Raw genomic sequence first — 23,670 nt, 5'->3', positions numbered from 1 at the left:
CCGCGTTGCCCGCATCGCAGGCAAGCCAGCTCCCACAAGGTCCGCGTACACCGTGATCGAGGCTTACATGAACAACGCTCTGAACCAGTTGCAGCCCTACCCGTTCGAGAAACTGCGCGCCCTGCTCGGCAGCGTTACGCCAAACCCGGCCAAGCGCCCGATCGCGCTGTCCATCGGCGAACCGAAGCACAAATCCCCGGAGTTCGTAGCCAAGGCCCTGGCCGACAACCTCGACCAGATGGCCGTGTACCCGACCACCCTGGGCATCCCGGCGCTGCGCGAGGCCATCGGCGCCTGGTGCGAACGCCGCTTCAGCGTGCCCAAGGGCTGGCTGGACCCGGCGCGCAATATCCTGCCGGTCAACGGTACCCGTGAGGCGCTGTTCGCCTTCACCCAGACCGTGGTCAACCGTGGCGACGACGCGCTGGTGGTGAGCCCGAACCCGTTCTACCAGATCTACGAAGGCGCCGCGTTCCTCGCCGGGGCCAAGCCGCATTACCTGCCGTGCCTGGACAGCAATGGCTTCAACCCGGACTTCGACGCCGTGTCGCCGGACACCTGGAAACGCTGCCAGATCCTGTTCCTGTGCTCCCCCGGCAACCCGACCGGCGCGCTGATCCCGGTTGAAACCCTGAAAAAACTCATCGCACTGGCCGACGAATACGACTTCGTCATCGCCGCCGATGAGTGCTACAGCGAACTGTACTTCGACGAACAAACCCCGCCGCCCGGCCTGCTGAGCGCTTGCGTCGAGCTGGGTCGCGAGGACTTCAAGCGTTGCGTGGTGTTCCACAGCCTGTCCAAGCGCTCCAACCTGCCGGGCCTGCGTTCCGGTTTTGTGGCCGGCGACGCCGACATCCTCAAGGCCTTCCTGCTGTACCGCACCTACCACGGCTGCGCGATGCCGGTGCAAACCCAGTTGGCCAGCATCGCCGCCTGGCAGGACGAAGCCCACGTATTGGCCAACCGTGACCTGTACCGCGAGAAGTTCGACGCCGTGCTGGCCATCCTCAAGCCGGTGCTGGACGTGCAAAGCCCGGACGGTGGTTTCTACCTGTGGCCGAATGTGAAGGGCGACGACGCCGCGTTCTGCCGTGACTTGTTTGTAGAAGAACACGTGACCGTGGTGCCAGGTTCTTACCTGTCGCGGGAAGTGGACGGTTTCAACCCGGGTGCCGGGCGTGTGCGCTTGGCGCTGGTTGCGCCGTTGGCGGAGTGTGTGGAAGCGGCGGAGCGGATTCGCGATTTCATTCAGCGTCGCAAGTAATCCTGTAAAACCCGCACTGTGCAACGCAGTGCGGGGCAGCCAGGCGCAAGTCGAGACGGAGCACTTTGTTCGCTGCACATGGAACCAGACACTCAGGATTAACCACCCAACGGGCGGACTCATAAACTGAATGGATGCTCTTGCCTGCCGACTACGGTCTTGGAACATTGATGATCAATAATCTCTCGCGCTACTCTTACAACGCCCCCGAACTCCCATACCCCCAAACAGCTGCCCCCGTACTAATCAGGCACGAACGTGGCATTGCCTCGACCCAACACTTATGGCCCCAAGGCTCAACGCTAAATATTTCATTGTTCGACATGCCGGATAAAGCAAAAGATTACATAAAGAAAAATATTAATCTTTGGCAGCCTTATACAAACTTGAAGTTCAACTTTATCAACACCAATGACGGTGACATTCGAATATCGGGCAAAAATGACGGTACAGGCAACTGGTCGGCCATTGGCACACAGGCAAAACAAAAGCCTCTGCACGAACCCACCCTGCACATCGACCTGATCCAGACTGCCGATATGCTCAACCACTCAATACGGCACGAATTTGGGCACGCACTTGGACTGTTACATGAACACCAACATCCGGATAACGACATACGGTGGGACAAGGAAAAACTGTACTCGGAATCCGAAAGTCTTGGTCATTCAAAAGAGGTCACCGACGAGAATTTCCTAAACCCTCCCGATTCGAAGACCACTATCACATCAGCCTACGATTCAAGGTCAGTGATGCACTACAAAGTTCCGTCGCAAGTCACAACCAATGGCGTCGGCGTGGATTTCAATGAGGATATATCGGAAGGCGATAAGCAATTTATCGCGCTCCTTTACCCACCCGATTCCGTCGACAAACCAGTGATCCATTTATTGGCCGATTAATGCTCAGCCAGGTATGGGACACAGGCGGGTCATTTCAGCGAGCCCAGGTTCGCCTCGCTCATATCCAACTCAGCTAATACCTCCCGCAGCACGTCATCCCCAATCTGGTGATGACGGCTCAAGCTATACAACTCCAGGCGCTGCGCCCGCAGGGCCTTGAGGCGTAACTTACGCTCAAGCAGGTCCATCTGTTGCGCCAGCGCCTGGGCTTCGGCCGAGTCGTTGAACACCTCCAACTGGTGCCGATATTCCGACATTAATCGCGCCTTCAACTCGGCCGCCAAAGCTGCCTGGGCGGCGTCCTGGGTTTCGGTTTCAGCGGGTTCCTCGGTTTCCAGGGCATGAATCGCGGCCACGGCGGTTTTCTTCCAAGCCTCGCGAACCTCGTTGTGGCGTTTCTCATCGGGGCTCTTTTCGATGCCACGCAACAGCAACGGCAAGGCGATGCACGCAGCAATCAACGACAACAGGATCACCCCTGCCGCGATAAAGATCAGCAAGTCGCGTTCGGGGAAGTCCTGCCCCGGCGCCAACAGCAACGGCACCGACATCACACCGGCCAACGTCACCGCACCGCGCACACCGCCGACGGTCAGCAACCAGCAGGAGCGCGCCGTCGGCACCAGCGTCAGCTCTCCTTTGCCACGCAGCCTGCGCAGCAAACCCGACAGCCGCCAGATGCTCTGCACCCAGACAAAGCGCAACACCAGCAACACCAGGAAGATCGCCACCACGTCCAGGCAGCGATACAACAACGTCGGCCACAACGTCGGCTCATGGCTGACCACCGCCTTGATGATGTCCGGCAGTTGCAGGCCCAGCAGCAGGAAGATCAGACCGTTGAAGGCAAACTCCAGCAGCGACCAGACACTGCGGTTAAGCAAGCGCGTGCTGGTCTGGCGCGGCAACAGATCGAGCCAGCTTTGCATCATCCCCGCGGCCACCGCCGACAAAATCCCCGACGCGCCCAAACGCTCGGCCAACACATACGCGGCAAACGGTAACAGCAACATAAACACCACATGCGTCGCCGGATCGTCCCAACCACGGGCGATCATCCAGGTGCGCAAGCGGCCCACCAGCCAGCTCAACGCCACGCCGACGGCCAGGCCACCGACCGCCACCAGCACAAAGGTGAGGCTGGCATCCGCCAGGGAAAACACCCCGGTCAACGCCGCCGCCAGGGCGAACTTGAAGGTCACCAGGCCCGACGCGTCGTTCATCAACGCCTCGCCTTGAAGCATATGCATCAGCGGCGTGGGCAAGCGGTTCTGGGAAATGGCCGACACCGCCACGGCATCCGTCGGCGACAATACCGCCGCCAGGGCGAAGGCCACGGGCAGCGGGATCGTAGGCAAGATCCAATGAATGAAGTAGCCAGCGCCGACCACGGTGAACAGCACCAGCCCTACCGCCAACGTCAGGATCGGCCCGCGCAGCCGCCACAATTCTCGCTTGGGCATGCGCCAGCCATCGGAAAACAACAGCGGCGGCAGGAACAGAAACAGGAACAACTCCGGGTCAAGCGCCACATGCAGCCCCAGCGTGGGCCAGGCCAACAAGGCGCCTGCGCCGATCTGCACCAAGGGCAACGGCAACGGTATGACACGCCCGACCAGACGGGAAACACTGACCAGCATCAGCAGGATAAGAACGGTGTAGGCGGTTTGCATAACGCGGGGTTCCCGGACAATCGACTTGCGAAGACACACTTGAGGCAACGACTGGCCGTTGAAGTGCCATATTCCCCGGCTATATTACTGGCCTGGCCGGCGCCTGGCATTTGCACATAAGTCGCACGCCGGCATGACGAGCGGCACCACAGGCCGCCGGTCGTGGCATAATCCGTGACCTTTCGTTTCCGTTGGTCCAAAGGGGGGCAATTCCTTGACCGCTTCAAGCAAAACCTTGCACCTTTTCGGCATCAAAGCCTGGGATGCCGCATAGAAAACGTTCAAGGCCTTTAATATCAAGGCCTTGAGACCGAAAACGCCCCCCTAAACCCCACACTTTTGTGACTCTTCTAAACCCAATAAACATTGGTCCAAACGGTTGCGTTTTGGGGAAGATGATCGCCGACAAAATCCCACCATCGGCGTCCTGCCGACGAACACCACTCCCAAATTCGAAATACCTCGATTACTGTATGCACATACAGCTTTTGAGTTACCCAGTATGAACATCGATCAAGACACGTGCGAGTGGCTCGGCTGTCCTACGCCCCTCGAAATGTACAAGCATCAGTGCGCCCTGCTCGAGGACGAGATAAGCGACCTACAGCGACACCTGGCCAAGGCGCGGGCAAATGTAGCCGGCCTGGTGCAGATGAACGACACACTGCTCATAGCCAAGGCTCGGACAGAAAGATCGCTCAAGGAGGCCCAGGACCGCTTATCAGGGGCTACCCAGGGGCAACCTGAGGCAGGGAGCTTTCGCCCCATCGACCTGGTTACAGAACAGCGCGACCAGTTGCACAGAGAGAATCAGCGGTTACTGCTGGAGCTGAGCGTGCTCAGGGGGCCACGGTCCTGACATACGCCTGGCACGCCCTCAGTGCGATCACGGCGTTATCCCCGTCGTCGGTGATGGCGACAATTCGTTGAGCATGCGCCGGGTCAAGTTGGGCTCGACGGGCTGCATGAACCACGCCGACGGCGTCGGTGGTGGTAGGCACGTCGCAGCCACTGGCTGAATCCGTGGTGTCGAGAAGGACTGACAGCCGGAGTTCAGCAGTAGCAAGGTGACCACGGATATCAGCCTGCTTGCGTTGTTCATCGGATAATTCCTTGGTGTGTTGTTGGTCCTGCACAGAGAGCTTCTGCTCTAGGGCCAGGCGCTTTCCCTGCTCGGCGCGGGCCTGGGATGCGGCGGCATTACTGATCGACGCCAAGTCATCCTTGTGCAGGCCCGCCTGCTCGGCGAGCTCCTCGCCCATCCGCCAATTCTGTACCTGCCAGGCGCCGCCAAAGCCGATGGCCAGCGCCAACAGGATCGCGACCAGGATCTGTCTGGGCGTCATGCCAGCACCGCCAGCGCCTTGTCGTACAGCACCTGGCGATCGGCCTGGCCGGTGAGCCCGCCATTGATGCGCCGGGTGATCTTCGCGAAGTCCTTCTGGTCTGCCAGGGTGTTCAGCCCGCGTGTAGACCAGAACCAGGCCGCCGACATGGCGGCGTGCTGCGGCAGCTCCAGCAACTCGGGCATGTTGATCAGGTCCAGGCCCAAGGCTTCACCGCACGCCGCGTAGTTCGCCCGACCGGTGATCTGGATAAGGCCGCGCCCACGGAACTTGGAGCCATCCCCCTTCACGGTGTTGCCCAGGTCAGCACGACCTTCGTATCCGGCCTGTTGCGCGGTCGGCCCCCAAATCTCGCGCACGTAGCGCAGCTGGCCTGACTCATGCCCCACCTGGGCAATGAATGCGGCGATATGTAGGCGCGTGACGATCCCGTACTTGCCCATGGCAGCGTTCAGCACCGGAACAAAAACGCCGGCTGGGCGGCCGGCATTGGGGAGGATCTGCAGCAACTGCTGCTCAGTGATCGGCATACGTTTCTCCAGGCAATAAAAAACCCGCTCGTGGCGGGTGTCGGTGTTCGGCTATGGGTCAGCTGGGCGCGACCGGGCGCTTGCTGCTGTCGGGGAAATCGGGGTTGGTGTCGGTCCACTTGCGCAGCTCACGCCAGTACATCTGCCACTGCTGCGCGGTGCCAAGGATTCCCTCCTCGCCGTACTCGATGGCGGTCACGGTGTCCTTTGCCCTGGGCATCTGCTCTTCACGCCACTGGTTTTCAGTGTCCGCCAGCTCCTGGGCGGTTGGCACGTACGGCGGCGGGATGTATTCGTCCCGCTTGACCAGCGTGCCGCCGATCTCTTTGACGTACTCAAAGATGTCGATGTCTGCAGCTACGGCCGTGACGCTGCCGTCTTCGCCAACAATGATGTAATCGTCCGTCATGCCCACTCTCCAATGATGACCACCTGGGTTGGCGCGCTGTTGGGGTCTACCAGGGTGGTCCCGGAAACCATCAGGACGCGAATTGCAGCAGTGTTTCCCGAGCCCGTGGTCGTCCAGTCAACCAAGAAGCTATCAACGTAGGAGGATCCACCACGGCCGCCGGTGAAGCCCAAAACCTTGAACCCAGCCTTCAGCGTCCTCGTCATGTTTATCGTGTACGTACCGACAGCTACGCGGGTTACCGACGCGATATTGTTCGAAGCGCTGAGAACTGGCGGGGCCGCCGTTGTGAAAGTGCCTACTGCAATAACCTGATTCGCCGCGACGATGTCCGACTTGAGTTGATACCTGGACAGCTCGGTCACAAACGCCGAGCTGTCGGTCGGGTAACCGGTGATGGTGCCGTACGAAACCGTGGTCGCCACGGACTTGTAAGTCCCATCCCCCGCCAGAAACTTTGCTTGATCGCCTGCAGCAGGCGCAGGAACTATGCCGGATCTGCCGACCGCGCTCGCGGTAGCCCCGAACATGGCGGGCAGTTGCGTGGCGTCCAGCACCGTCTTGCCGGTCGGATAAAGAACTAAGTAATCATCAGCACGGATGTTTTTGCCACTGGAGCGCCTGACCGCGACGGCGCTGGAGGTCCGATCAAACAGCATCATGGCCCAGTGGTATTCGTCGGTGTCGTCGGCGTACCCGATCTTGTACCCAGAAGATCCCGCATCAAATCTGGTGGTAGTGCTACCAAGCTTGTACGGGGAGTTGGCTGTATTTACACCCGTGGTAAAGCTTTTGCTGATGCCGAGATCCATGGAGTTCAAGTCTGCTGGTGAGGCTTTGAACCCAGGCACTCCCCAGCCGCTAACGGTGTTTTGGGTCTGTAGCTTGCCGATAGCCGTCAGAATTGAATCGGTTACCAGAACAACCGCCGAATTGGTGAGCACCATGCCGCCAAGGGTGCTTCCGATGGATCGCGCATTCGTCCACCAGCGGTTCGTGGTCCCTTCTGTGATTTTGTCGGTCGTTGGAAGTTGCGCTGTGGGCACGACACCTGTGACGTCCAATGAAGCGAGGCCGCCAGGCTGCGACTTCTGCCCAACAAGCTGCCACGCCGCGCTGGAGGCTTGTCGAAGCGCGTCCGCACTGTCCTTCACGTAGCCTTGCACCGGCATGATGGCGTAGACACCGGTAGCAACCGTTGCCCCCAAGTACCCAGGCGTAATGGAAAGGGTCGTGTTGCTGACGATGTTGTCTACTTCGTACCACGCACCATCGGGGCCACGGAAACCATCGCCGACCCGCGCATTGGCGAGGAACGCGGTGCCTGTACCGACAACCGCGGTCGAATTTTTCGTAACGGAAACAGTGCCCGCCCTGTACCAGCCCATACTTTTCTCCAGGCAATAAAAAACCGCACTCGGCGGTTATCGGGTTCAATTCGAAATATCAGCAGTTAGGAAATCGGCTTGGCAAAAACAACCGGGATAAACAGGGAGGTTTGCAGGTCAACACCGACCGCTTGAATTACCAGTCTGTCGTTGTGATATTCCCACACCGCGTACATATTCCCTTGCCTTGATGTACTTCCAGCAATATCCATCGCAATGTTGTTTAGAAGCATGTAATCGCCGCTCGCCAGGCTGGAGGGCGCTGTCCAGCTAAGTCGATAAACTCCCTGGCCAGTCTGAGTCGCCCCCAAATAGGTCCAGCCAGTTATTGACCTTGTGAATTGCGCACAGGGTGTGCCGCTATCAAATATCAACTTTGAGCTCGCATCCCAAATACGAAACCCAAAAGTCGCCGTCGGCTCTGACTTGAACGCCGCCGCAAACCACTTACCTGAAGTGCCTTGGCCCGCGATCCCTGCAAAGGAAAAGCCGGTCCATGCCCCCGATGATCCCTGAATCACGCAGAAACACAGCGTGTTGGACTGGTCCAGCCTGACGAAAACCAGGGGAGGCTCATCTGATGTAATGGTTTTCGGAAATGGCACATATACCCCTGTGCCATTGCCGCTCCATGTGCCTTTGCCAAGCACCACCAGTCTTGCAAATTCAGAGTCCAGCGTTACTACATCATTGTTATTGGTGAACGTGACGCCATAAGTCATCACCGAAACCTCATAACTAGAAGCCTTTGAGGGCTCAACCCAATCGGGCCCGTGGAAGTAGCTGGATTTCCAAAGTAGATCGTCACCCCTCCCGCACCAACAACGGGCGTGTATTGAATGGCATAGTTACTTTGCCCCGACGTGTCATAAGCCGCGATGGGGATGCAAACAGCCGAGTGGGTCGATGGGTCGATGCCGGGGATGGACACATACCGAGTCCTCCCTGGCGCCGGAATGCCAGCTTGAACGATCTCTGAATAAACAACCCGGACAGTAAACGAGTTTTCATCCAGCTCAAGGAGACCGGTCGGCCCCCACACCCTTACTCCATACGTCATGCGGAAAGATCCCCCCACTGGTAGCGCTTGATTCCGTTCTCGTCGAAGACCTTGCCTCCCGCGCTATTGATTACCTGCCGAGCCTGGCCACCGAAAGCGCTGTTGATTTCAAAGGTCCCGTCAAAGAACAGCTTCCAACCGGAAACGCCCGCAACATAGTTGTTGGACGCAATGTAGTTACCGATTTTGGCGTTGGTGATGGTGCCGTCCTGGATGAACGCCGAACGCATGAACACCTGGCCGTTCTGCACAGTGAACGGGGTGAACACCTGCCCGCCGGCCAATGTGGTGACGATTGCGAACCGATCAGCGCTCACCAGGAACTGGCTCCTAAGCACCTCGCCTTCGTCCTGCTCAATGCCAAGGCTAAAGCCAGCCGCGACTAATTGGCCGTTGGCGTTGACCTGCATCTTCACCGAATACATCGTTCTGAACTTGCCGTCAGTATCGCCCTGGGCCTTGCTCACGGTCTGGATATCCGCCGAGTTCCCTTCGATCTTCACGCCAACTTGCTGGATGGCCTGGGCGGTCGCCTGCCGATCCGTGGACACAACACGCTCCAAATTGGTCACGGTGCCTGCAACTTCGCCCACAGAAGCTGTGAGCTCAGTCTGGCGCTGCACAGTGGCCGCGTATTGCGAGGTGCGCACCGTCACTTCCTGCGCGAAGCTCGCCGTGGCGCTGTAACCCCCGAGCGCGTCCGCCAGGTCGCCTTCCCCATTGTCATCCCGGGAAGCCGCCTGCAAGGTCTGCAGGCTGGACGCCTGGGCCGTGACCACACCGCTCAGCTCGGTAATGCTGGTGGTGTTGGTCGCAACCTGGCGCGCCAGGCCATTGGCCGTGACCACAGCCTGGCCCACGTCCTGCCAGTAGATGGCATTCGGCGGAGGCTTGTTCGCAGGTACCGGCGCGATGGCCTGGTAGATCCGCTTGCCGACCACCACCAGGTCATCTACCAAGTAGGTCAACTTGGGATCGTAGACAGCCAGGCCGTCGAGCGCATCGATCTGCGCCTGCAAGCCAGGGATTTTGTCGATCTCGGTAATAATGTCCTTTCCGAGTTCAGTCCTGCCGATCTGGCCGGCGATCAAGTCGAGCACCGGTGCCGCGTCTGCGCTGGCCATCCCCATCACGCCGTTGCCGACGGGATAGAACGGGCCAACGTTGCCGGTGCGATCCACCAGGCGTGCCCAGAAGAAGAACTGCGCGCCGGCCTTGAGAGCCTGCATGCGGTAATTCGCCTGGGGGTAGGCCAAGTCGGAAAGCTTGGTGGCCGCCGACAGGTTGTTGGCCTGGCCATACCACAGCTCGGTGCGCTGGGTATCCTCGGCGCCGGGCGGGAAGGCCCAGCGAATGCCGATGCCGAACAGCTCGCTGGTGGTGGTCAGGGCCGCCACCGCCGGCGGCTTGCCGACCTTGCCGGCGAGGTTGGTCAGCGCAGATGCTGTTGGGATGGACGACACGTTAAGCGCGCTCACCGCGCGCACCCTGGCCATGTACTGGCCCGAGTAAATGCCGCGTACGTCAATCATCTGCTCAGCAGTGCGTGGCACGGCAATCCATTCCCGCGAGCCCCACTTCCATTCGACGTCATATGCCACGGCGTTTGGCGCCGCGTCCCAAGCGATTGACATGACCGTGATCGCAATCCCCTGCTCAATGACGACATGCTGGCTGAGCATCACGCGCGCGGGGGCGTCCTGGCTGCCGACCGGAATGCCGGTGATCGGGCGAGGATCTACCACCGCGCCGTTATCGACCGCGTCGAACTTGCTCGGGTCATGCTGGATTACTTCGAGCTGAAACTGGTGCCACTCCGGCCGCGTCACGTTGCGGACGTAAAACTGCATCAGCTTCAGATCTTCATAGTCAAGAATCCACCCGCTTTCTGCTTGGGGCTGCTCACTGAAATCAGCCATCACTGTGACGTTACGGCCGGCTACCGACTTGATCACCCGCGCTTCGGCCTTGCCGCTGGGCAGGTTGACCATCAGGCGAGCACCAACCGGGGCAACGGTATCGCGGTCCAGTGTTACAACCCGGCCAGCCGCCGCCGAGATACGCCCGCCGTTGTTTCGACCCACAAGCATTGGATCTGCAACAGCAATGACTTGGCCGGGCTTAGGAATGTCGCCGTCGAGGCCAACCCGGAACACACCGCCCTGAGTCTGTAACTTTTCGGTCAGCGCGGCCCACTGCCCGGCGCGCTGCGCCTGGCCAAGGGAGGTGCAGCCGATGGCGTCGATGGTGGTATCACGCACGATTCCGCCCAGCTCGACCATGGCTTCATCGTCGAAGACCGGCTCCTTGTCGGTTTCGAAGCCCTGATCGGGGTTGTCCCAGCCGACCATGTAGAGCGTGTGCCGGTCGCGCGCGCGGGTGCCTTCGTACTTGATGGCGCCGTTGTTCAGGATCTGCGTCTGGTTGTACGTGTAAATCGGGTCGCCGGGCATGTCGGCGTTGACCACGATCTGACTACCATCCCAGTAGGCCAGCCCGTGAAAGATCGAAGCGAGGTCTTGAAGTACAGCATAAGCCTCGGCCTGCTTCTGGAAATACAAGTTGCAGGTAAAGCGGGGCTCCTGGCCGCCCTTCCCGTCCGGCACCATCTGGTCGCAGTACTGACCGATGCGGTAGAGCGACCAGCGATCAACCATTGTCGCGTCGATTCGGTCGCCAAGGCCGTAGTACGGGTGTAGCACCAGGTCGTAGAAGATCCACGCGGGGTTATTGGTGTAGGCCTCCTTGAACGTGCCATCCCAAATCCCGTTGCTTGTACCTGCCCCCGAGGTTGCATAGGTGCGGGTGGCCGCATCGTAGTTGGCTGGTACGCGAATGATGCGCCCACGCATCAGCACGGCAATCTTGGCGATATCGCCACCGAAGGTCTGAGCGTCGTACTCAATGCAGCTCACGGCTGTGAGCGGGTATTCCTGATCGCTATCGACCACCTCGGCGATCGCCTTGACGACCATTTGGTCGGCAACCAGATCTGAGTTGGCGTTTGGGGTCAGGCGGCGAACGCGGATCGTCCACCGGCTACCCGCCGGCATCTCCAATCGGTGCGCGCGCTCGTACTCGGTAACGTTCTTGCGATCGACAAAGGAGACCAATGACTCAACGTAGGGGCCATTGTTGGTGGAAATATCCACGGCATAATCGATGCGCACGCCGTTGATGTTGCCGGCGGAATCCTGGCTGCGAAGCGTTGGCCAGCTTAGGCGCAGGCGTACCGCGTCGATCATCGGGTTGGTGATGGTGTGCAACCAGGGTGTGCCGTAAATCAGCTCCTGCTTGACGTCGATCTCGTTGCTGGACTCGGAAATACCTTCCAGGCGTTCTTGGTTGAGCTCGCCATTGCGGAACTGCCACTTCACATCCGGGTAGTTGGTCGTGCCATCAGGTGCCTGCACCTGGGTGCCGTCCAGCTTGACCGAGCGAAGACCATCCACCGGGCCAACGATTGGACCCCAGCTCCACATGTAGACGATTCGTGCAAGGGAGATCGACGGCACGCTGTTCTGGGCAATGCTCGGCTTTTTCTCTTTGGCCTGGCCGCCCTTTGCGCCCATCACTGCGCGGCGCTTGCGCGGCGTAATGCGCTGAGCCTTTTTTGCGACTGCGCTCATGCGCCCTCCAGAATGCAAAAACCCGCCGGAGCGGGTTGGTGGTGTTGGGTGAATCAGATGTTGTCCTGGGTGTAGATCCCGCCAGACTCGACGGCGCCGCCCACCTCCCGCTCCCCGTACAGCAATGGGTATGGGTTGCCCTGGGCAATGGTGGTGACCGCAGCACCGAAACCGTAACTCGGGTTGTTGCCGTCGTCGTTGTCGCCCTCGGCCGTGGCCTTGGTAGTCGGCGACAGCATCTGCACCACGCCGCCCAGGCCAACAGCAGCGCCGGCAGCGAGCAGACCCATGCCGAGGGTCGAGGTGGTGCCGCCGGTGAATAGGCCGGCGACGATCAGGACCACGCCGAGCAGCGTTTGGAACATCCCGGCCTGCTTGCTGCCCCGGATGATTGGCTGAATGCGGATGTCACCCTTGTCTCGGCCCGCCAGATCAAGCTCTTGCTCGCCCAGGTTGCGCTCATCGACAAACACTGCGAACACCAGGCCACGCTCTTCAGCGGTGCGCAGGTACTTTTCGAAGCCGGGCTTCATCATGCACAACGCGGCCATGGCGTCGCGGAAACTGTGCACGTCCAAGGTGAACTGCTTGCCGAACTTCTTGCCCAGCACGCCGCCGAGCTTGATGGTGCGCATGGTCATGGGCGGTAGTCCTTGTGCCGGAGGATCAACTTGACACGGTTTGCCATCGACCAGCCGTAGACCTCACGGACTGCGAGGCGGCCGGGCATATGGTGATAAACGAACGGGCCGGATCCGCCAAGCTTTGGGGCTGGCTCGCTGATCAGCGCGGGCTCATCGCCCAGGTAGATCCCGGCGTGGTTCGGGAAATAGCACTCACGGCCAGGCGTCGGTACCTGCAGCACCAACATGTCGCCCCGCTGCGCTTCGCTCACTTGGTAGAAGCCCGCGGCTGCAAAGTTGTCCTCGTACAGGCTTGGACCGCCCTTCTGCTCCCACCACAGATCGGAGCGCTCGAAGTTCGGCAGCTGCAGGCCCGCCTCCCGCGCGTACCAGTCACGACACGCCGCCCAGCAGTCGAGCAGGCCATGGGAGAAGTCGCGGCCCAGCAGAGGCGCCCGGAAGCCGGACGGCTTGAACCACTCAAACTCACCGCCGGGCCAGCCTACAATCCCCCAGGGCAGTTCGTGCAGCTCGCAACTCACGCGGTCGGCCATGCTGGGCGCCGGCGCTTTGTCTGGGTGGCTGTGGATGATTGCCAGCACCTCGCCGCGATCCTCGGCGGCGGCCATTTCCTTGTGATCGATCTGGAAGTGCTCACGCGGCGTGGCGGCCCGGTTGGCGCACGGCACGTACTCCCGGCCCGTCTCCGTCTTGATCAGCACCCCGCACGCCTCCGCCGGATAATTTCGCTCGGCGTGGCCGCAGATCTCGGCCTGCAATTTCTGACTGATACGCATGACTACCTCGAACTTGCGATAAGGCTCGCGCCCATGGATCCACCAAAGCGGCGGGTGTTGCCCCTCAGCTTGCAGCTGCTCCACCAACCACCGCACCGGTCCAGCGCGGGGTTGTCCGTGGGCTGGTTCTTCTTGTCAAACATGGCTGTGCCGGTATAGGCGCACGCTTCCTGCCGGTAACCGCCACGGCAGGCCCACCGGCAAAGCTTGGTGATCTGCTGGGAGGGCAGCATCTGCCCTTCCATGTCCGTGGGGCTGGACAGCGAGAACGTGACAGAGATGCTTGGCAGCGCCTCGGTCTTCTGCTCGATAAACCAGAGGTTGGTTTTCGATTGGTCGCTGGCTTCCGGGTTGCCGTCGGGGAAGTTGGCCGCGTCCAGGAAGTGGCGGAAGGTCTCGATCACCTTGACCCGGGCACCGGCCAGGTCGCGGAACTGGAAGCACAGAGCAGTGATTGCCCCGCGCACGCCGCCGAGCTCGTCGTCCACCTGCAGCGTCGGAGATGCCGGGCGGCCGTCTCCGCGAATGTCGAAGCCCTTGGCCTCAATCTGCAGTGGCGAGTACAGCTGCCCCTGCCAGATGATGTCTCCCTCATGCGCGTGTCCGTGGAAGCGCCAGAGCAAGCCGCCCAGACGCGTAGCGTCCAGCTCGTACAGCCTGATCTGGTTGCCCGGCTCAAGTTTTTGAATGTCGGAGTTGTAATTCATATGGCCCCAGAAACAGAAAGCCCCGCACTGGGCGGGGCTTGGTAAGAGTTATGGTCGGGGGTTGAACGTCTGCTTTACGGTGAAGGTGATGGTGTAGATGTTCATGCCGAGGGCTTTTTTCTTGTACCCGTTGGCCCGATACCATCCCTGAGGCTCTCCGGGCGGCGAGTAGCGGAAAGCCTTGTAGCCCTCATGCCGGTCAAGAAAGGCCAGCAGGTCGGGCAGCTCTTCTCCGGGACTGTTCTCGCCGGTGTGCACCAGGTTCCACACCTGACTCTTGGTGTTGATGCCGATGCCGCCAGCCTGAACCATGCCGTCGCCGAACTCGTTCTCCCAGGTGCGCTGGCTGATATCGCCATCGGTACCGACCTCAACGTCAAAGGTAAATGTCTCAGCCATCATCGCCTCCAAAGCCGGCCGCCCTGGCGCATCTCTGCGTCCAGGAATTTGCCGAACTGCGTTTCCAGGCCGGCAGACATCGCCTGCCCTTGACGCGCTGCATCCTGATCACTCATGCCGGGCTGAGCCTGTACGTTGATTGGTGCACTGAAGACAATCTGTGTTGGCCCGCTCGGAGCAGACTGGGCGCCGGCGCCAACCATTGCGGCCCGGCCGTCGCCAGCTGGCTCCAGGCTACCGACGCCGATTTGCGCATACGGCTGCTCGCTGCCCAGCCCCCTGTCGATCCTCGACAGCACAGCGTCAAGCTTGGCACTCGTTTGAGCGGTAGTTACCCGCTCGCCCTCTTGCAGGAACCAGGTGCCATCCTTAGGAACTGCGTCGATACCATCGTGCGCCATACCAGCCAGCGCGGTCATGCCGACTGCTGACGCCAGGGGGCCAGTGACAGCCATGGCTGTGGCCATTGCAGCAGGCGCAGCTGCCGGGCCAATGATTGGGATAGCAGCGGTCGAGGCAAAGGCGTTCAGGCCGGCCGTAAGCGACATGGCTTGCGCGTTCGCCCCCAGCGTGCCGGCGGCGCTCGCCTGAGTGGTCTTACCCACCAGCAACTGAATCCCCTGGTAGATCAACCACTGAGCCGCCATGTCACCCAATGCCTTGAGCATCGACTTGGCGAAGTTGCCAACCATGTCGCCCAGGGCGTCATCAGCATCCTCCGCCCCGCTGGCCACGTCCGAAAAGAACGTGCCCAGGCCACTGGTGCCTTCCTGCAATGCCGTGTTCGTGAGGTCTGCCGCCTGAGCCGAATAGTCACGGGCAGCATCGGCATAGTTGGCCCAGGCCTCGTTGACGCCATTCATCCAGTTGGTTTGTTGCTCATCTGTGGCGTCGTAGAAATCCTGCTGAGCCTGAAGCCGCTTGTCGAGTTCAGCCTGCAAAACTGCCGTCTCGTTCTGGTAGAGCTCCGGCGTGATCTCGCCGCTATTGCGCTGCTTTACCAGTTCGTTCACGTCAGCGGCGTACTTCTGCCGCATCGCAAGGTCGGCCCGCATCCGGTCACGGGCTTTGTCGCCCATCCCAACACCGGCCAGCTCCTGCTCAAAACCGTCCTTTGTGGTTTGGGTAGTCAGTGCCTGGGCATTCTTGAACGCTGTAAGCTTCAGGTCGTCTTCGTTGGCCTTCTTCAGTTTGTTCAGCGCATCCAGTTCGGCGGCCATACCCTGAAGCTTTTTCTTTTGTGCCTCGCTCAGCTTGCCGAGCTTGCCCTCCTGGAGTTCGAAGGAAAGCTTCATCACCTCCGTGGCTTCGTTCTGCTTGTTGCCGGTGGTGTTGATCAGTTCGATCTGGCGCTTGTAGCCTTCCTCGGCAGTATCAAACGACTTGAGTTGTTGCTTGGCGGCAGAGGTAGTCTCGGTAGCGTTCTTTCTAGTCGCCTTGGCAGCCGCATCGTCAGCGGCTTTCTGGGCGTCTTTCGCGGCGGCAGCAGAGCGAATAGCAACGATCTGCTCTTCGGTGAGCAATGTGTTCTCACGGATGAATCTGTTCGCCGCCTCAAGGCTGGTTTTGTCTTGGGCTGTGGCCAACTGCTTCAGAAGTTGATCAAGGTACTTCTGGCCTGCCTGGGCAGCGCCCGCCCGTGCAGCAGCATTATCACGCTCTGCCCGGGTGTTGGCATCCGTCTCCCCAGTGAGCTCTGCCAGCGCAGTTTTAAGCCTGGCGATGATTTCAGCCTTCTCGGCTGCAGCCCCGCCGCTCTTTTCGAGGGCGTTGGCCATCTCATCTGTGACACCTGGGACCTCCCGCACCTGATCGGCCACAGCCTTCCAGTCAACAACCATTCCAGCAGACTGATCGGAAGACGCTTTCTTGATGACGTCCATTGCCGACTGGAACTCAGCCGGTAACGGAGCGATGCCACCCATGAAACCGGACGCGCCAGCAAGGCCGGCACTCGTCAGGCTGCTCTGAAACTCGAAGGCGATCGAGCCCGCCGCAGTGGTCAGGTCGCTCTCAGCATCCTCAATGGAGGCCTTCAGCTCCCGGAGAGTGACAGACTGCGTTGCCCGGTTGAGCTTGTTGAATCGCTCAACGAGCTTATCGATCGGGTCACTGAGATCACCCAGCTTCTTCTCAAGCACGCTGGTGTTGTCACGCAGTGTGATGAATGCGGTCGCGGCACCAATAGCGAGAGCCGCTACACCAACAGGCCCGCCAAGAAGACCAAGCAAGCCACTACTTGCACGCCCAAGGCCTGCCTGTGCAGACGAGACGGCGGTGGTCGCCCTTGCCTCTGCCATGCGCGCTTCCGCAAGCTGCAGAGACATTTGAGCTTGTACGGCGGTACCTCGCGCAGCCACCGCCTCTTTCTGGGCAAGGAACACCGTTGTCTGCGCTTTTTGCTGCTCGGCCTGGGCGGCGAGGAGAACGGCGGTTGCCTGGGCTTTGCGCGCAGCCGCGTCCTTGTAGGCAGAGTACGTTGCTATTGCGGCAGAGTTTGCCGAGGTTACACCGTACCGAGTTAAAGCAGTGATGGCCGCGAAGATGGCGATATCTGCCAGGGTGGAAAAATTGTCACCGAGCACCGCGATGCCGCTGCCAAGCTTGCCAGTGAAGTCGGCGGTCTCGTCCAATTGGCCAATGTAAACGCTAAATGCATTGGACAGGTTCTGCAGCGCATCACGTACTGCAACACTCATGCTGTCAGCGAGAATACCATTGGCTTCCGAGGCCTTCTGCAATCCTGAAGTCAGGATGTCTAGGCCAAGCTTCCCCTGCGCGCCGAGACTGCGGATTTCCTCAGCTGTCTTACCCGTCGATTTGGCAATGGTGTCCACAACCGTGGGCATCGCCGCCAGAATTGATTGCCAACCGTCAGCCTCAACCTTTCCAGTCTGAAGCGCCTTCGAATAAGCATCGATGGCAGAACTGGCTTTATCTGCTGAAGCAGAGTTAGTCACCAGCAAAAAGCTAAAACTATCCATCACATCCAGCGCCTGGCTGGTGTTATAGCCCATGGATTTGAGACTGTCCGATGTGCGGATGTACAGCTCTTGAGCTTCGGCCAAAGGTCGGTAGGTGCGCTTTGCGGTATCGAGCAGGCGCTGCTGCACCAGATCGTATTCACCCACACTTACGGTCGCCATGCCGATACGATCGGACATCTGGCCGTAGGAATCAGCCGTCTCGATGATCTTGCCAATACCAGCAGCACCAATCGCTGCAGCGAGAGCCCCCTTAATCAATCCGGAAGCCTGCTGGGCGCGCTCACCGGTACGATCGAAGGCAGAATCTACACGGCCCAGGCTTTTATCGATCCTCCCCGAGGCTTGAGCAACACTGGAATCGGCACGCGCCATTTCCTGACGCAACTGGGCAGTGGTCGCCTCGATGCGGACGAGCATCCCCTGTACGTCGGTATCAGCCATGCTTTTCTCCGGGCAATAAAAAACCCACCGAAGTGGGCTTTCTTGATGAATGAATTAACTCAGAGCGTCTCTATGCTCATTTTTGCTTCGTCGTCGTATATCTGACCGGTTTTGATATTTACGACCTTAATCCAAAACACCTTTGCTTGGAAAAAGTAACTATCAATCTCTGACTCGTGCGGGCTGCTGATAGTTGGCGCGTGATAATCCCTCGCAGCCTGAACAAAGTCTGGTACCGGCATTACGGTAAAATTGACTCGAATATTCTCTCGCTGGCTCTCCATCTCTTTTGCCGATATTTTCAACTTGCCCGAAACGCTGTAGAAAAATATTGTCCCGGGTGCTTTAGGGACAGGGCTGAAAACGAGAAAATATCGGTCAATCTTCTGTCTCTCAATCAGAGCTGTAGCCCCAAAAGAGTTCTGTCCAGAGTAAGTCCCTCTAGAATAAGTATCCTCCCCAAGATCGAACGCCGGATAGTCGGTGTTGACCGCCTTCAGGGGATCCAGCCCACTCTTAAATCCACGCCCTTGAGCGTCATGCATTGAGACTCGCAACGAAAACTCACCGGTAACCCGATCAAACTTGATCGATGATGGCAGAACAACTCCGTTTACAGAAAAGTTTCCGAAGGAAGCCATCCTGCTCGCGAACGCAGCATCGGTCTCATACTCCCCTCTCGGCCCGCCAAGCCTTTTGAGTTCCCCGAGTAGGTCCTTAGCGGATGTAAAGCTCTTGGCTTGAACGTTTTTTCCAGCGGGATCGAATGTTATGAACACCTCTTTTTGAGCAGGCGCAACCTGGGCGCTGCCCGCAGAAGGCCGCACAGCAGGCTGAGGACCTGAGCACCCGTACAACACTGCCAATGCAGCAATCAAAATAGAAACACGCATCGCTTCACTCCCTGTATTTCCAGGGAATTTACCACTGCCTGATCTCAAAAAGCACTTATTGCTACCCCCATACTACTGAGCCTGCCGCCCCGTGAGCGCCTGCCGCAGCTTATCGGCCACAGTCGACGCAGATGGCTTACCGGCCTTGGCCTTGGCCTTTCCACCGCCGAAGGGATTCGTCATCTGCGCCCATTCGATCTTGGCGTCCATGGCCAGGAACAGCTCAGGAATCGGCGTAGACCAGGCAAGCTCCGGCGCCCACCCCAACCAACCAGTTGCAACCGCATAAAGCCGGTCGACGTAGCTGCCGTCCTCGACAGCACTTACGCCGCCGCCGGCGTTTCCTTTCCCGCATCAGGGCCTTTTGGGTTGTATAGCGCTACCAGGTAGGTATTGAGCTGCACGGACACGTCAAGGACGCCAGCCTTCCACACCTGCTCAGCGACGGCCTCGGCGGCCTTGCCACTCAAGCCAGCGCCGCCGGCGATGATCACCGCGCAACCGTCGACGCTCAGCGCGTTGATAGCCTGGGAGGCGCCGCGCAGCCCGCCGAAGTGGGCCTCAATGGCGCGCACCGCACCAAGCGTAGGCTTGAGGGTATAGGTCTCGCCGTCGAGTTTGATGTCGACGGTACCGAAAAGGGTCTTGCTCATACGTCGAATCCTTGGGGTTCGGGGCCGAAGCCCCTTGGGTTAAGCCGCGGCAGCCGGGAGAATTTCCAGGATGTCGGAGTTGATGCCGATGGTGACGTTGCGGCGAACCACGTTGTCAGCTGCGCCGGCGGCGACGGTGTTGTTCATCACCTTGCCACGCAGGTAGAACGTGGTCGGCAACAGGGCTGGGGTGGCATCAGGATCGCCATCGTTCAGCGTGATCTTGATGTTGTAGTCGCCCTTACTGCGATCCTTGTGAGCGATCTTCAACTTGGCTTGGCCCAGGTCGCCGTTGTCCAGGCCGACGGCCAGGGTCAGGTCACCAGCATCAGCGGTGCCCTTGTACTTACGAACTCGGCCATCGCGCAGCGACGTAAAGGTCACGGAGCTGAACGTGTCGCCAAACTCGCCCAGGTCTTCCACTTCGCCAATTTCGACGTAGGTGTCTGCCTTGTAGAGCGCTTCGGTGTCTGCGCCGTTCTTGCTGCCGATGCTGATCCGGCAGCCGGCGGCTGTGTTGAGGTTGTCGTCGGCCATGGGGGGTCCTCCAAAGGCACATTGGATAAAGCCGCGGTGCGGCCGGGTGTTTGGTTTAGTGAGTGGTGATAACGCGGACCGTGATCGATCCTTGGTAGGTAACGCCATCAGTATCGCGCTGGGCGTCGGCTTGCTCGACCCGGACCGACACTGCCCGGCCAACGGCCAGAGGTAAGCGGCGCTCATCCAGAGCAGCCACAACCTCACCGAGGATGCGCTTCACTTCGGCCTGGCCGTGGGCGTCCGACCAGACCGACAGGTAAATCAGGCGCTGTTCGCGCTTCCTGCCAGCGATGGGCGAGATGTTGGTGGATATCTCACGATCGATGGAAACGTATGGCATCGGCGAATCCATGGGTGCGCCATCGTAGACCTGGCATGAAACCTCAGCCCCAAGCCTGGCGAGCAGCGCCTCCTGCAGCGCAACAGACGGATCAGCCATTGGTAAGCCCCTTGCTCGCCTTGCTCAGCGTTCGACCGATAGCGGCCTTAATGTTGGCCACCACATACTCCCTGTTCACGTCCTTCGCCGGGCGAAGCCATGGATGCGCGGGGCGCGCCGGAATGTCAGGGTACTTGCCGAAGAAGTTAGAGCCATCGGCCTTATTCGTCGGCCGACGAGTTCTGCCTCCGGCACGCTTGTTGCCGGTGTAGCCCTTGGTCCCGTACTCGACAAACCGCAGGTAGAAGAACCGTTGCTTGCTCTTCTTGCCACGGATACCGATCTGGGCGTCCAGGCCGCTTTGGGAAACAAATACCGTCAGCGCGGCAGCAGCGGCACCAGTGTCTTTCGGGATAAGGTTTTTCATCGTCGAAAGAATCCGCTCGGCACTGTCACGCATCACCGGCGCCAACTCGTTATCCATGGATTGGTGGAGTGTGCGCAGCGTCCGCCGAAGCTTGAAGTCACCGGACATGCGCGAGCGGCGGGCGGCCATGGATTACTCCTTGGCCTTTCCGGCCTTTTCAGCGGCGGGCGGCGCATCGGGCGCAAGCTCGACCAAGCCGCGGCTTACCAGGTCGGCACCAAGCTTGGCGTCAACCGTGAATTCTTCACCCTTCTCCCGGTCGCCGGTAGCGCCGGAAAGAGTGCCCAAGGCAACTACTTTCATGTTTCACCTCTACGGATTGGGTACGTTTGAACAGAGCAATCGAAGCATGTCGCGCTCGTTGTTTGGCAGAGCGGCTTCGATAAGGTACGTGGTGGCGATACCGCTTGCCGTGTGCACCAGGCGGTTCCCAGCTACAGCATCAGGCCTGGGGCGAATGCGGACCTCGGCAGTGACCATCGCCCGCAGCTGTTCGGCTACAGGCGATACCCGCCCCGTCGGCAACGTGATCTCCGACCAGAGCTTGCCAATCTCGGCCCAAGTGATATCGAAGCCGCCTGACTTGTTCTTAGTCAGCACCGGCTTGTACATCACGCACCGGTGGCGCAGCGGTCCGGCTCTCATACATTCACCCAGCGGTGAGGCTTCCACAGAGCATTGGTTGCCATTGGCAGTTCCGCAGTGATCGTTCCGATCACCACCGTCTCGCGACTGGCGTACCAGTGGCCGATCAGCAACAGCGCCCCTTGCTTAATCGCCTTGGTCATCAGCAGCGCATTGCCGACTGGATCAGGCAAAGCCGTCTCAGGATCGACTAGCGTGCGATTGGTCCAGGTCTCAAACGCGCTGAGGGCTGCATCCGTGTAGCCCTGAATCAGCGCATTCTCGTCGTCATGGTCGACCCGTAAGTGAGCCTTGACGATGGGGAGATCAATCAACCTTCGGCACCAGCGCCTGAAGGGCTTCTTTGTTGGCGGACGGATCGAACTCGATCCCTTTGCCAACAAGCCAGGCCTTCAGATCGGGAACCTTCATCTTGAGCGGATCGGTTTCTTTCTGCGCATCGATCGCTGCGTCGATTTCTTCCTGCGAGCTGCGCGATGCGTAACCCTCAGGCGGATAGCTCAACGCCGGGTAGCCGGCCGCAACAAACTCAGCAATGGTCGGACCATCCAGCTTCAGACCATTGGCGTCCAGTTGACTGGGGTAAGACGCCACGCCCAGGTGCTCGACAGCCACAAGCGCGCAACGCTCCGAGACATCCTGCTCACCGGCCGCAACCTCAACTACATGATTGCCATCCGCAGAGAATGGGAACGGCTTTTTCACAATAATGATCGGCATAAATCCTCCAGCAGGCTGGGCGCCCGAAGGCGCCCGCCCATTTAGGCAGCGGCGCTCAGGGTGAGAATTTTCACGGCCTGGGAGTCGACCAGCATGCCGCCGACGCGCTTGGTGGTGTAGAAGCCAACGAACGGCTTGTTGGTGTACGGGTCGCGCAGCACGCGGGTCCCGATGCGATCCACCACGGTGTACGCGCGCTTGAAGTCGCCGAATGCGATGGCATTGGCGTCAGCCGCAACATCTGGCATGTCTTCGTTTTCGGTGATGCCGTAACCCAGCAGGACCGAGGGTGCGCCCGCTTCCAAGCCTGGGCGCCACAGGTAGTTGCCCTCGCTGTCCTTCAGCTTGCGGACGTAGGCAACGGTCAGGTTGCCCATCATCCAGGTGCCGTTGGCGCGATAGCCCGCCTTGAGGGCGTGAATCAGGTTGATCAGGCTGTCGCCAGTGATCGCGCCGGCGCTGCCGCTCAAGAGCTTTTGCAGAACGCCGAAGGCGCGAGCTTCGTCGTCTTTCACGTCCAGCCCGTAAGCCAGCAGACCTTTAGGCTTGTTGACACCATCACCTTTCAGGAAAGCATTGCCTTCCTTCTCAGCGAAGTCGCGGGCAACCTCGCCATTCAACCAGCCCTCGGCATCGAAGAAGATGTCGTCAAGGCTTGTCTGAGTAGCTTGTGGGTTGGCGTACAGCTCACCCATAAACGCAGAGATGTTGCCGAGCTTTGGAGTGTTGGTTGCCGGACGAGGGTCGGTTTCACCCACCCAGCCAGCGCCGTTGCCGCCGAGGTTAACCAGGCGCTTGTAGTCTGGGCTGCCGACGGTGATCTGGTTACAGACCTGACGCATAGGCGAGGTATCGCGCAGCAGCTCGATGATGCTGCGGTCCAGCTCTTCGGGAACCGCGAAACCGCCATCAGCATCAACGCCAACCTGCAATGCCTTGGCCTGCAGCTCGCCCAGGCCGGTCTCGATCCCCTTGCGCACAAATTGCATGAACGCGGTTTTGTGCTCGCTGGCAGCCTTGGTGCCAGTGCCGTCTGGGCGTTTGAGGCCCAACAGCTCTTTTTCCAGATTGCTTTTCAGCTCATCCAGCTCGCTCAGCTTTTCGTTGAGGGTATCGACCTGGCCGGACAGCTTGCCCTTTTCTTCTTCCAGGCCATCGATGCGCTTGTCATTGGTCTTTTTGAATTCGTCGAACTTCTTGCCCAGGGCTTCGGCGACGTCATCGATATCTTTCTTTTCAACAGCCATGAGAGGCT

At 59.7% G+C, this 23,670-nt stretch carries 25 protein-coding genes; 2 read left to right on the top strand and 23 right to left on the bottom strand.

All coding sequences use genetic code 11. The features are described 5' to 3' along the window. Positions 1-67: 67 nt before the first annotated feature. Together dapC and ACU688_RS08955 are read left to right on the top strand one after the other, a co-directional pair. On the top strand, positions 68-1,267 hold the full coding sequence (gene dapC / locus ACU688_RS08960; protein WP_448184430.1) for a succinyldiaminopimelate transaminase: 1,200 nt from the start codon (positions 68-70) through the stop codon (positions 1,265-1,267). 170 nt (positions 1,268-1,437) lie between these two features. Next, complete coding sequence (locus ACU688_RS08955) at positions 1,438-2,169, top strand: M12 family metallopeptidase (protein ID WP_448184429.1); 732 nt, start codon at positions 1,438-1,440, stop codon at positions 2,167-2,169. A gap of 29 nt (positions 2,170-2,198) precedes the next feature. On the opposite strand, the gene ACU688_RS08950 is transcribed toward ACU688_RS08955, so the two are convergent. From ACU688_RS08950 to ACU688_RS08840, 23 genes are all read right to left on the bottom strand, one after another. After that, positions 2,199-3,842 (bottom strand): Na+/H+ antiporter, encoded by a 1,644-nt coding sequence (locus ACU688_RS08950; protein ID WP_448184428.1) that lies wholly within the window; start codon positions 3,840-3,842, stop codon positions 2,199-2,201. Between the two features lie 839 nt (positions 3,843-4,681). Next, a complete protein-coding gene (locus ACU688_RS08945; RefSeq protein WP_448184427.1) occupies positions 4,682-5,188 on the bottom strand; it encodes a lysis system spanin subunit in 507 nt (168 codons plus the stop codon). Beyond that, entirely contained in the window at positions 5,185-5,718 is a 534-nt protein-coding gene (locus ACU688_RS08940; protein ID WP_448184426.1) for a glycoside hydrolase family 19 protein, read from the bottom strand. The genes ACU688_RS08945 and ACU688_RS08940 overlap by 4 nt, the downstream gene beginning before the upstream one ends. A 58-nt stretch (positions 5,719-5,776) precedes the next feature. After that, positions 5,777-6,127, bottom strand: coding sequence for a hypothetical protein (locus ACU688_RS08935; RefSeq protein ID WP_448184425.1), 351 nt, complete (start codon positions 6,125-6,127; stop codon positions 5,777-5,779). Beyond that, the gene (locus ACU688_RS08930; RefSeq protein ID WP_448184424.1) at positions 6,124-7,515 is read right to left on the bottom strand and encodes a hypothetical protein; all 1,392 of its coding nucleotides are present in this window, start codon (positions 7,513-7,515) and stop codon (positions 6,124-6,126) included. The genes ACU688_RS08935 and ACU688_RS08930 overlap by 4 nt, the downstream gene beginning before the upstream one ends. A gap of 65 nt (positions 7,516-7,580) precedes the next feature. After that, positions 7,581-8,237 carry a hypothetical protein gene (locus ACU688_RS08925; protein ID WP_448184423.1) on the bottom strand — a complete coding sequence of 219 codons (657 nt, stop codon included), beginning with the start codon at positions 8,235-8,237 and terminating at the stop codon, positions 7,581-7,583. 334 nt (positions 8,238-8,571) lie between these two features. After that, positions 8,572-12,204: a TipJ family phage tail tip protein gene (locus ACU688_RS08920; RefSeq protein ID WP_448184422.1), complete on the bottom strand. Its 3,633-nt coding sequence runs from the start codon at positions 12,202-12,204 to the stop codon at positions 8,572-8,574. A gap of 53 nt (positions 12,205-12,257) precedes the next feature. Beyond that, positions 12,258-12,845 carry a tail assembly protein gene (locus tag ACU688_RS08915; protein WP_448184421.1) on the bottom strand — a complete coding sequence of 196 codons (588 nt, stop codon included), beginning with the start codon at positions 12,843-12,845 and terminating at the stop codon, positions 12,258-12,260. Then, the gene (locus ACU688_RS08910) at positions 12,842-13,624 is read right to left on the bottom strand and encodes a C40 family peptidase (RefSeq protein ID WP_448184420.1); all 783 of its coding nucleotides are present in this window, start codon (positions 13,622-13,624) and stop codon (positions 12,842-12,844) included. Before ACU688_RS08910 ends, ACU688_RS08915 begins: the two co-directional genes overlap by 4 nt. A gap of 2 nt (positions 13,625-13,626) precedes the next feature. Continuing rightward, positions 13,627-14,331 carry a phage minor tail protein L gene (locus ACU688_RS08905; protein WP_448184419.1) on the bottom strand — a complete coding sequence of 235 codons (705 nt, stop codon included), beginning with the start codon at positions 14,329-14,331 and terminating at the stop codon, positions 13,627-13,629. A 48-nt stretch (positions 14,332-14,379) separates the two neighbouring features. Then, the gene (locus tag ACU688_RS08900; protein WP_448184418.1) at positions 14,380-14,730 is read right to left on the bottom strand and encodes a phage tail protein; all 351 of its coding nucleotides are present in this window, start codon (positions 14,728-14,730) and stop codon (positions 14,380-14,382) included. Next, a complete protein-coding gene (locus ACU688_RS08895; protein ID WP_448184417.1) occupies positions 14,730-18,158 on the bottom strand; it encodes a tape measure protein in 3,429 nt (1,142 codons plus the stop codon). The genes ACU688_RS08900 and ACU688_RS08895 overlap by 1 nt, the downstream gene beginning before the upstream one ends. Before the next feature lie 59 nt (positions 18,159-18,217). Beyond that, positions 18,218-19,051: a hypothetical protein gene (locus ACU688_RS08890; RefSeq protein WP_448184416.1), complete on the bottom strand. Its 834-nt coding sequence runs from the start codon at positions 19,049-19,051 to the stop codon at positions 18,218-18,220. 72 nt (positions 19,052-19,123) lie between these two features. Further along, positions 19,124-19,261, bottom strand: a complete 138-nt coding sequence (locus ACU688_RS08885; protein ID WP_448184415.1) for a hypothetical protein — start codon at positions 19,259-19,261, stop codon at positions 19,124-19,126. A 113-nt stretch (positions 19,262-19,374) separates the two neighbouring features. Beyond that, on the bottom strand, positions 19,375-19,704 hold the full coding sequence (locus ACU688_RS08880; protein ID WP_448184414.1) for a hypothetical protein: 330 nt from the start codon (positions 19,702-19,704) through the stop codon (positions 19,375-19,377). Positions 19,705-19,743: 39 nt separating this feature from the next. Further along, the gene (locus ACU688_RS08875; RefSeq protein WP_010564196.1) at positions 19,744-20,241 is read right to left on the bottom strand and encodes a hypothetical protein; all 498 of its coding nucleotides are present in this window, start codon (positions 20,239-20,241) and stop codon (positions 19,744-19,746) included. Positions 20,242-20,296: 55 nt separating this feature from the next. After that, positions 20,297-20,683 carry a DUF3168 domain-containing protein gene (locus ACU688_RS08870; RefSeq protein ID WP_448184413.1) on the bottom strand — a complete coding sequence of 129 codons (387 nt, stop codon included), beginning with the start codon at positions 20,681-20,683 and terminating at the stop codon, positions 20,297-20,299. Next, the gene (locus tag ACU688_RS08865) at positions 20,676-21,179 is read right to left on the bottom strand and encodes an HK97-gp10 family putative phage morphogenesis protein (RefSeq protein ID WP_448184412.1); all 504 of its coding nucleotides are present in this window, start codon (positions 21,177-21,179) and stop codon (positions 20,676-20,678) included. Before ACU688_RS08865 ends, ACU688_RS08870 begins: the two co-directional genes overlap by 8 nt. Positions 21,180-21,182: 3 nt before the next feature. Next, a complete protein-coding gene (locus ACU688_RS08860; protein WP_448184411.1) occupies positions 21,183-21,353 on the bottom strand; it encodes a hypothetical protein in 171 nt (56 codons plus the stop codon). A gap of 9 nt (positions 21,354-21,362) precedes the next feature. After that, positions 21,363-21,695: a head-tail adaptor protein gene (locus ACU688_RS08855; protein ID WP_448184410.1), complete on the bottom strand. Its 333-nt coding sequence runs from the start codon at positions 21,693-21,695 to the stop codon at positions 21,363-21,365. Continuing rightward, positions 21,692-22,009, bottom strand: a complete 318-nt coding sequence (locus ACU688_RS08850; RefSeq protein ID WP_448184409.1) for a head-tail connector protein — start codon at positions 22,007-22,009, stop codon at positions 21,692-21,694. Before ACU688_RS08850 ends, ACU688_RS08855 begins: the two co-directional genes overlap by 4 nt. Continuing rightward, positions 22,002-22,415 carry a HeH/LEM domain-containing protein gene (locus ACU688_RS08845; RefSeq protein ID WP_448184408.1) on the bottom strand — a complete coding sequence of 138 codons (414 nt, stop codon included), beginning with the start codon at positions 22,413-22,415 and terminating at the stop codon, positions 22,002-22,004. Before ACU688_RS08845 ends, ACU688_RS08850 begins: the two co-directional genes overlap by 8 nt. A gap of 41 nt (positions 22,416-22,456) precedes the next feature. Next, a complete protein-coding gene (locus tag ACU688_RS08840; protein ID WP_448184407.1) occupies positions 22,457-23,662 on the bottom strand; it encodes a phage major capsid protein in 1,206 nt (401 codons plus the stop codon). Positions 23,663-23,670 lie beyond the last annotated feature (8 nt).

It is taken from the genome of Pseudomonas acericola (SeqCode) (assembly GCF_053456465.1).
This window is presented reverse-complemented; position numbering and strand designations above follow the sequence as displayed.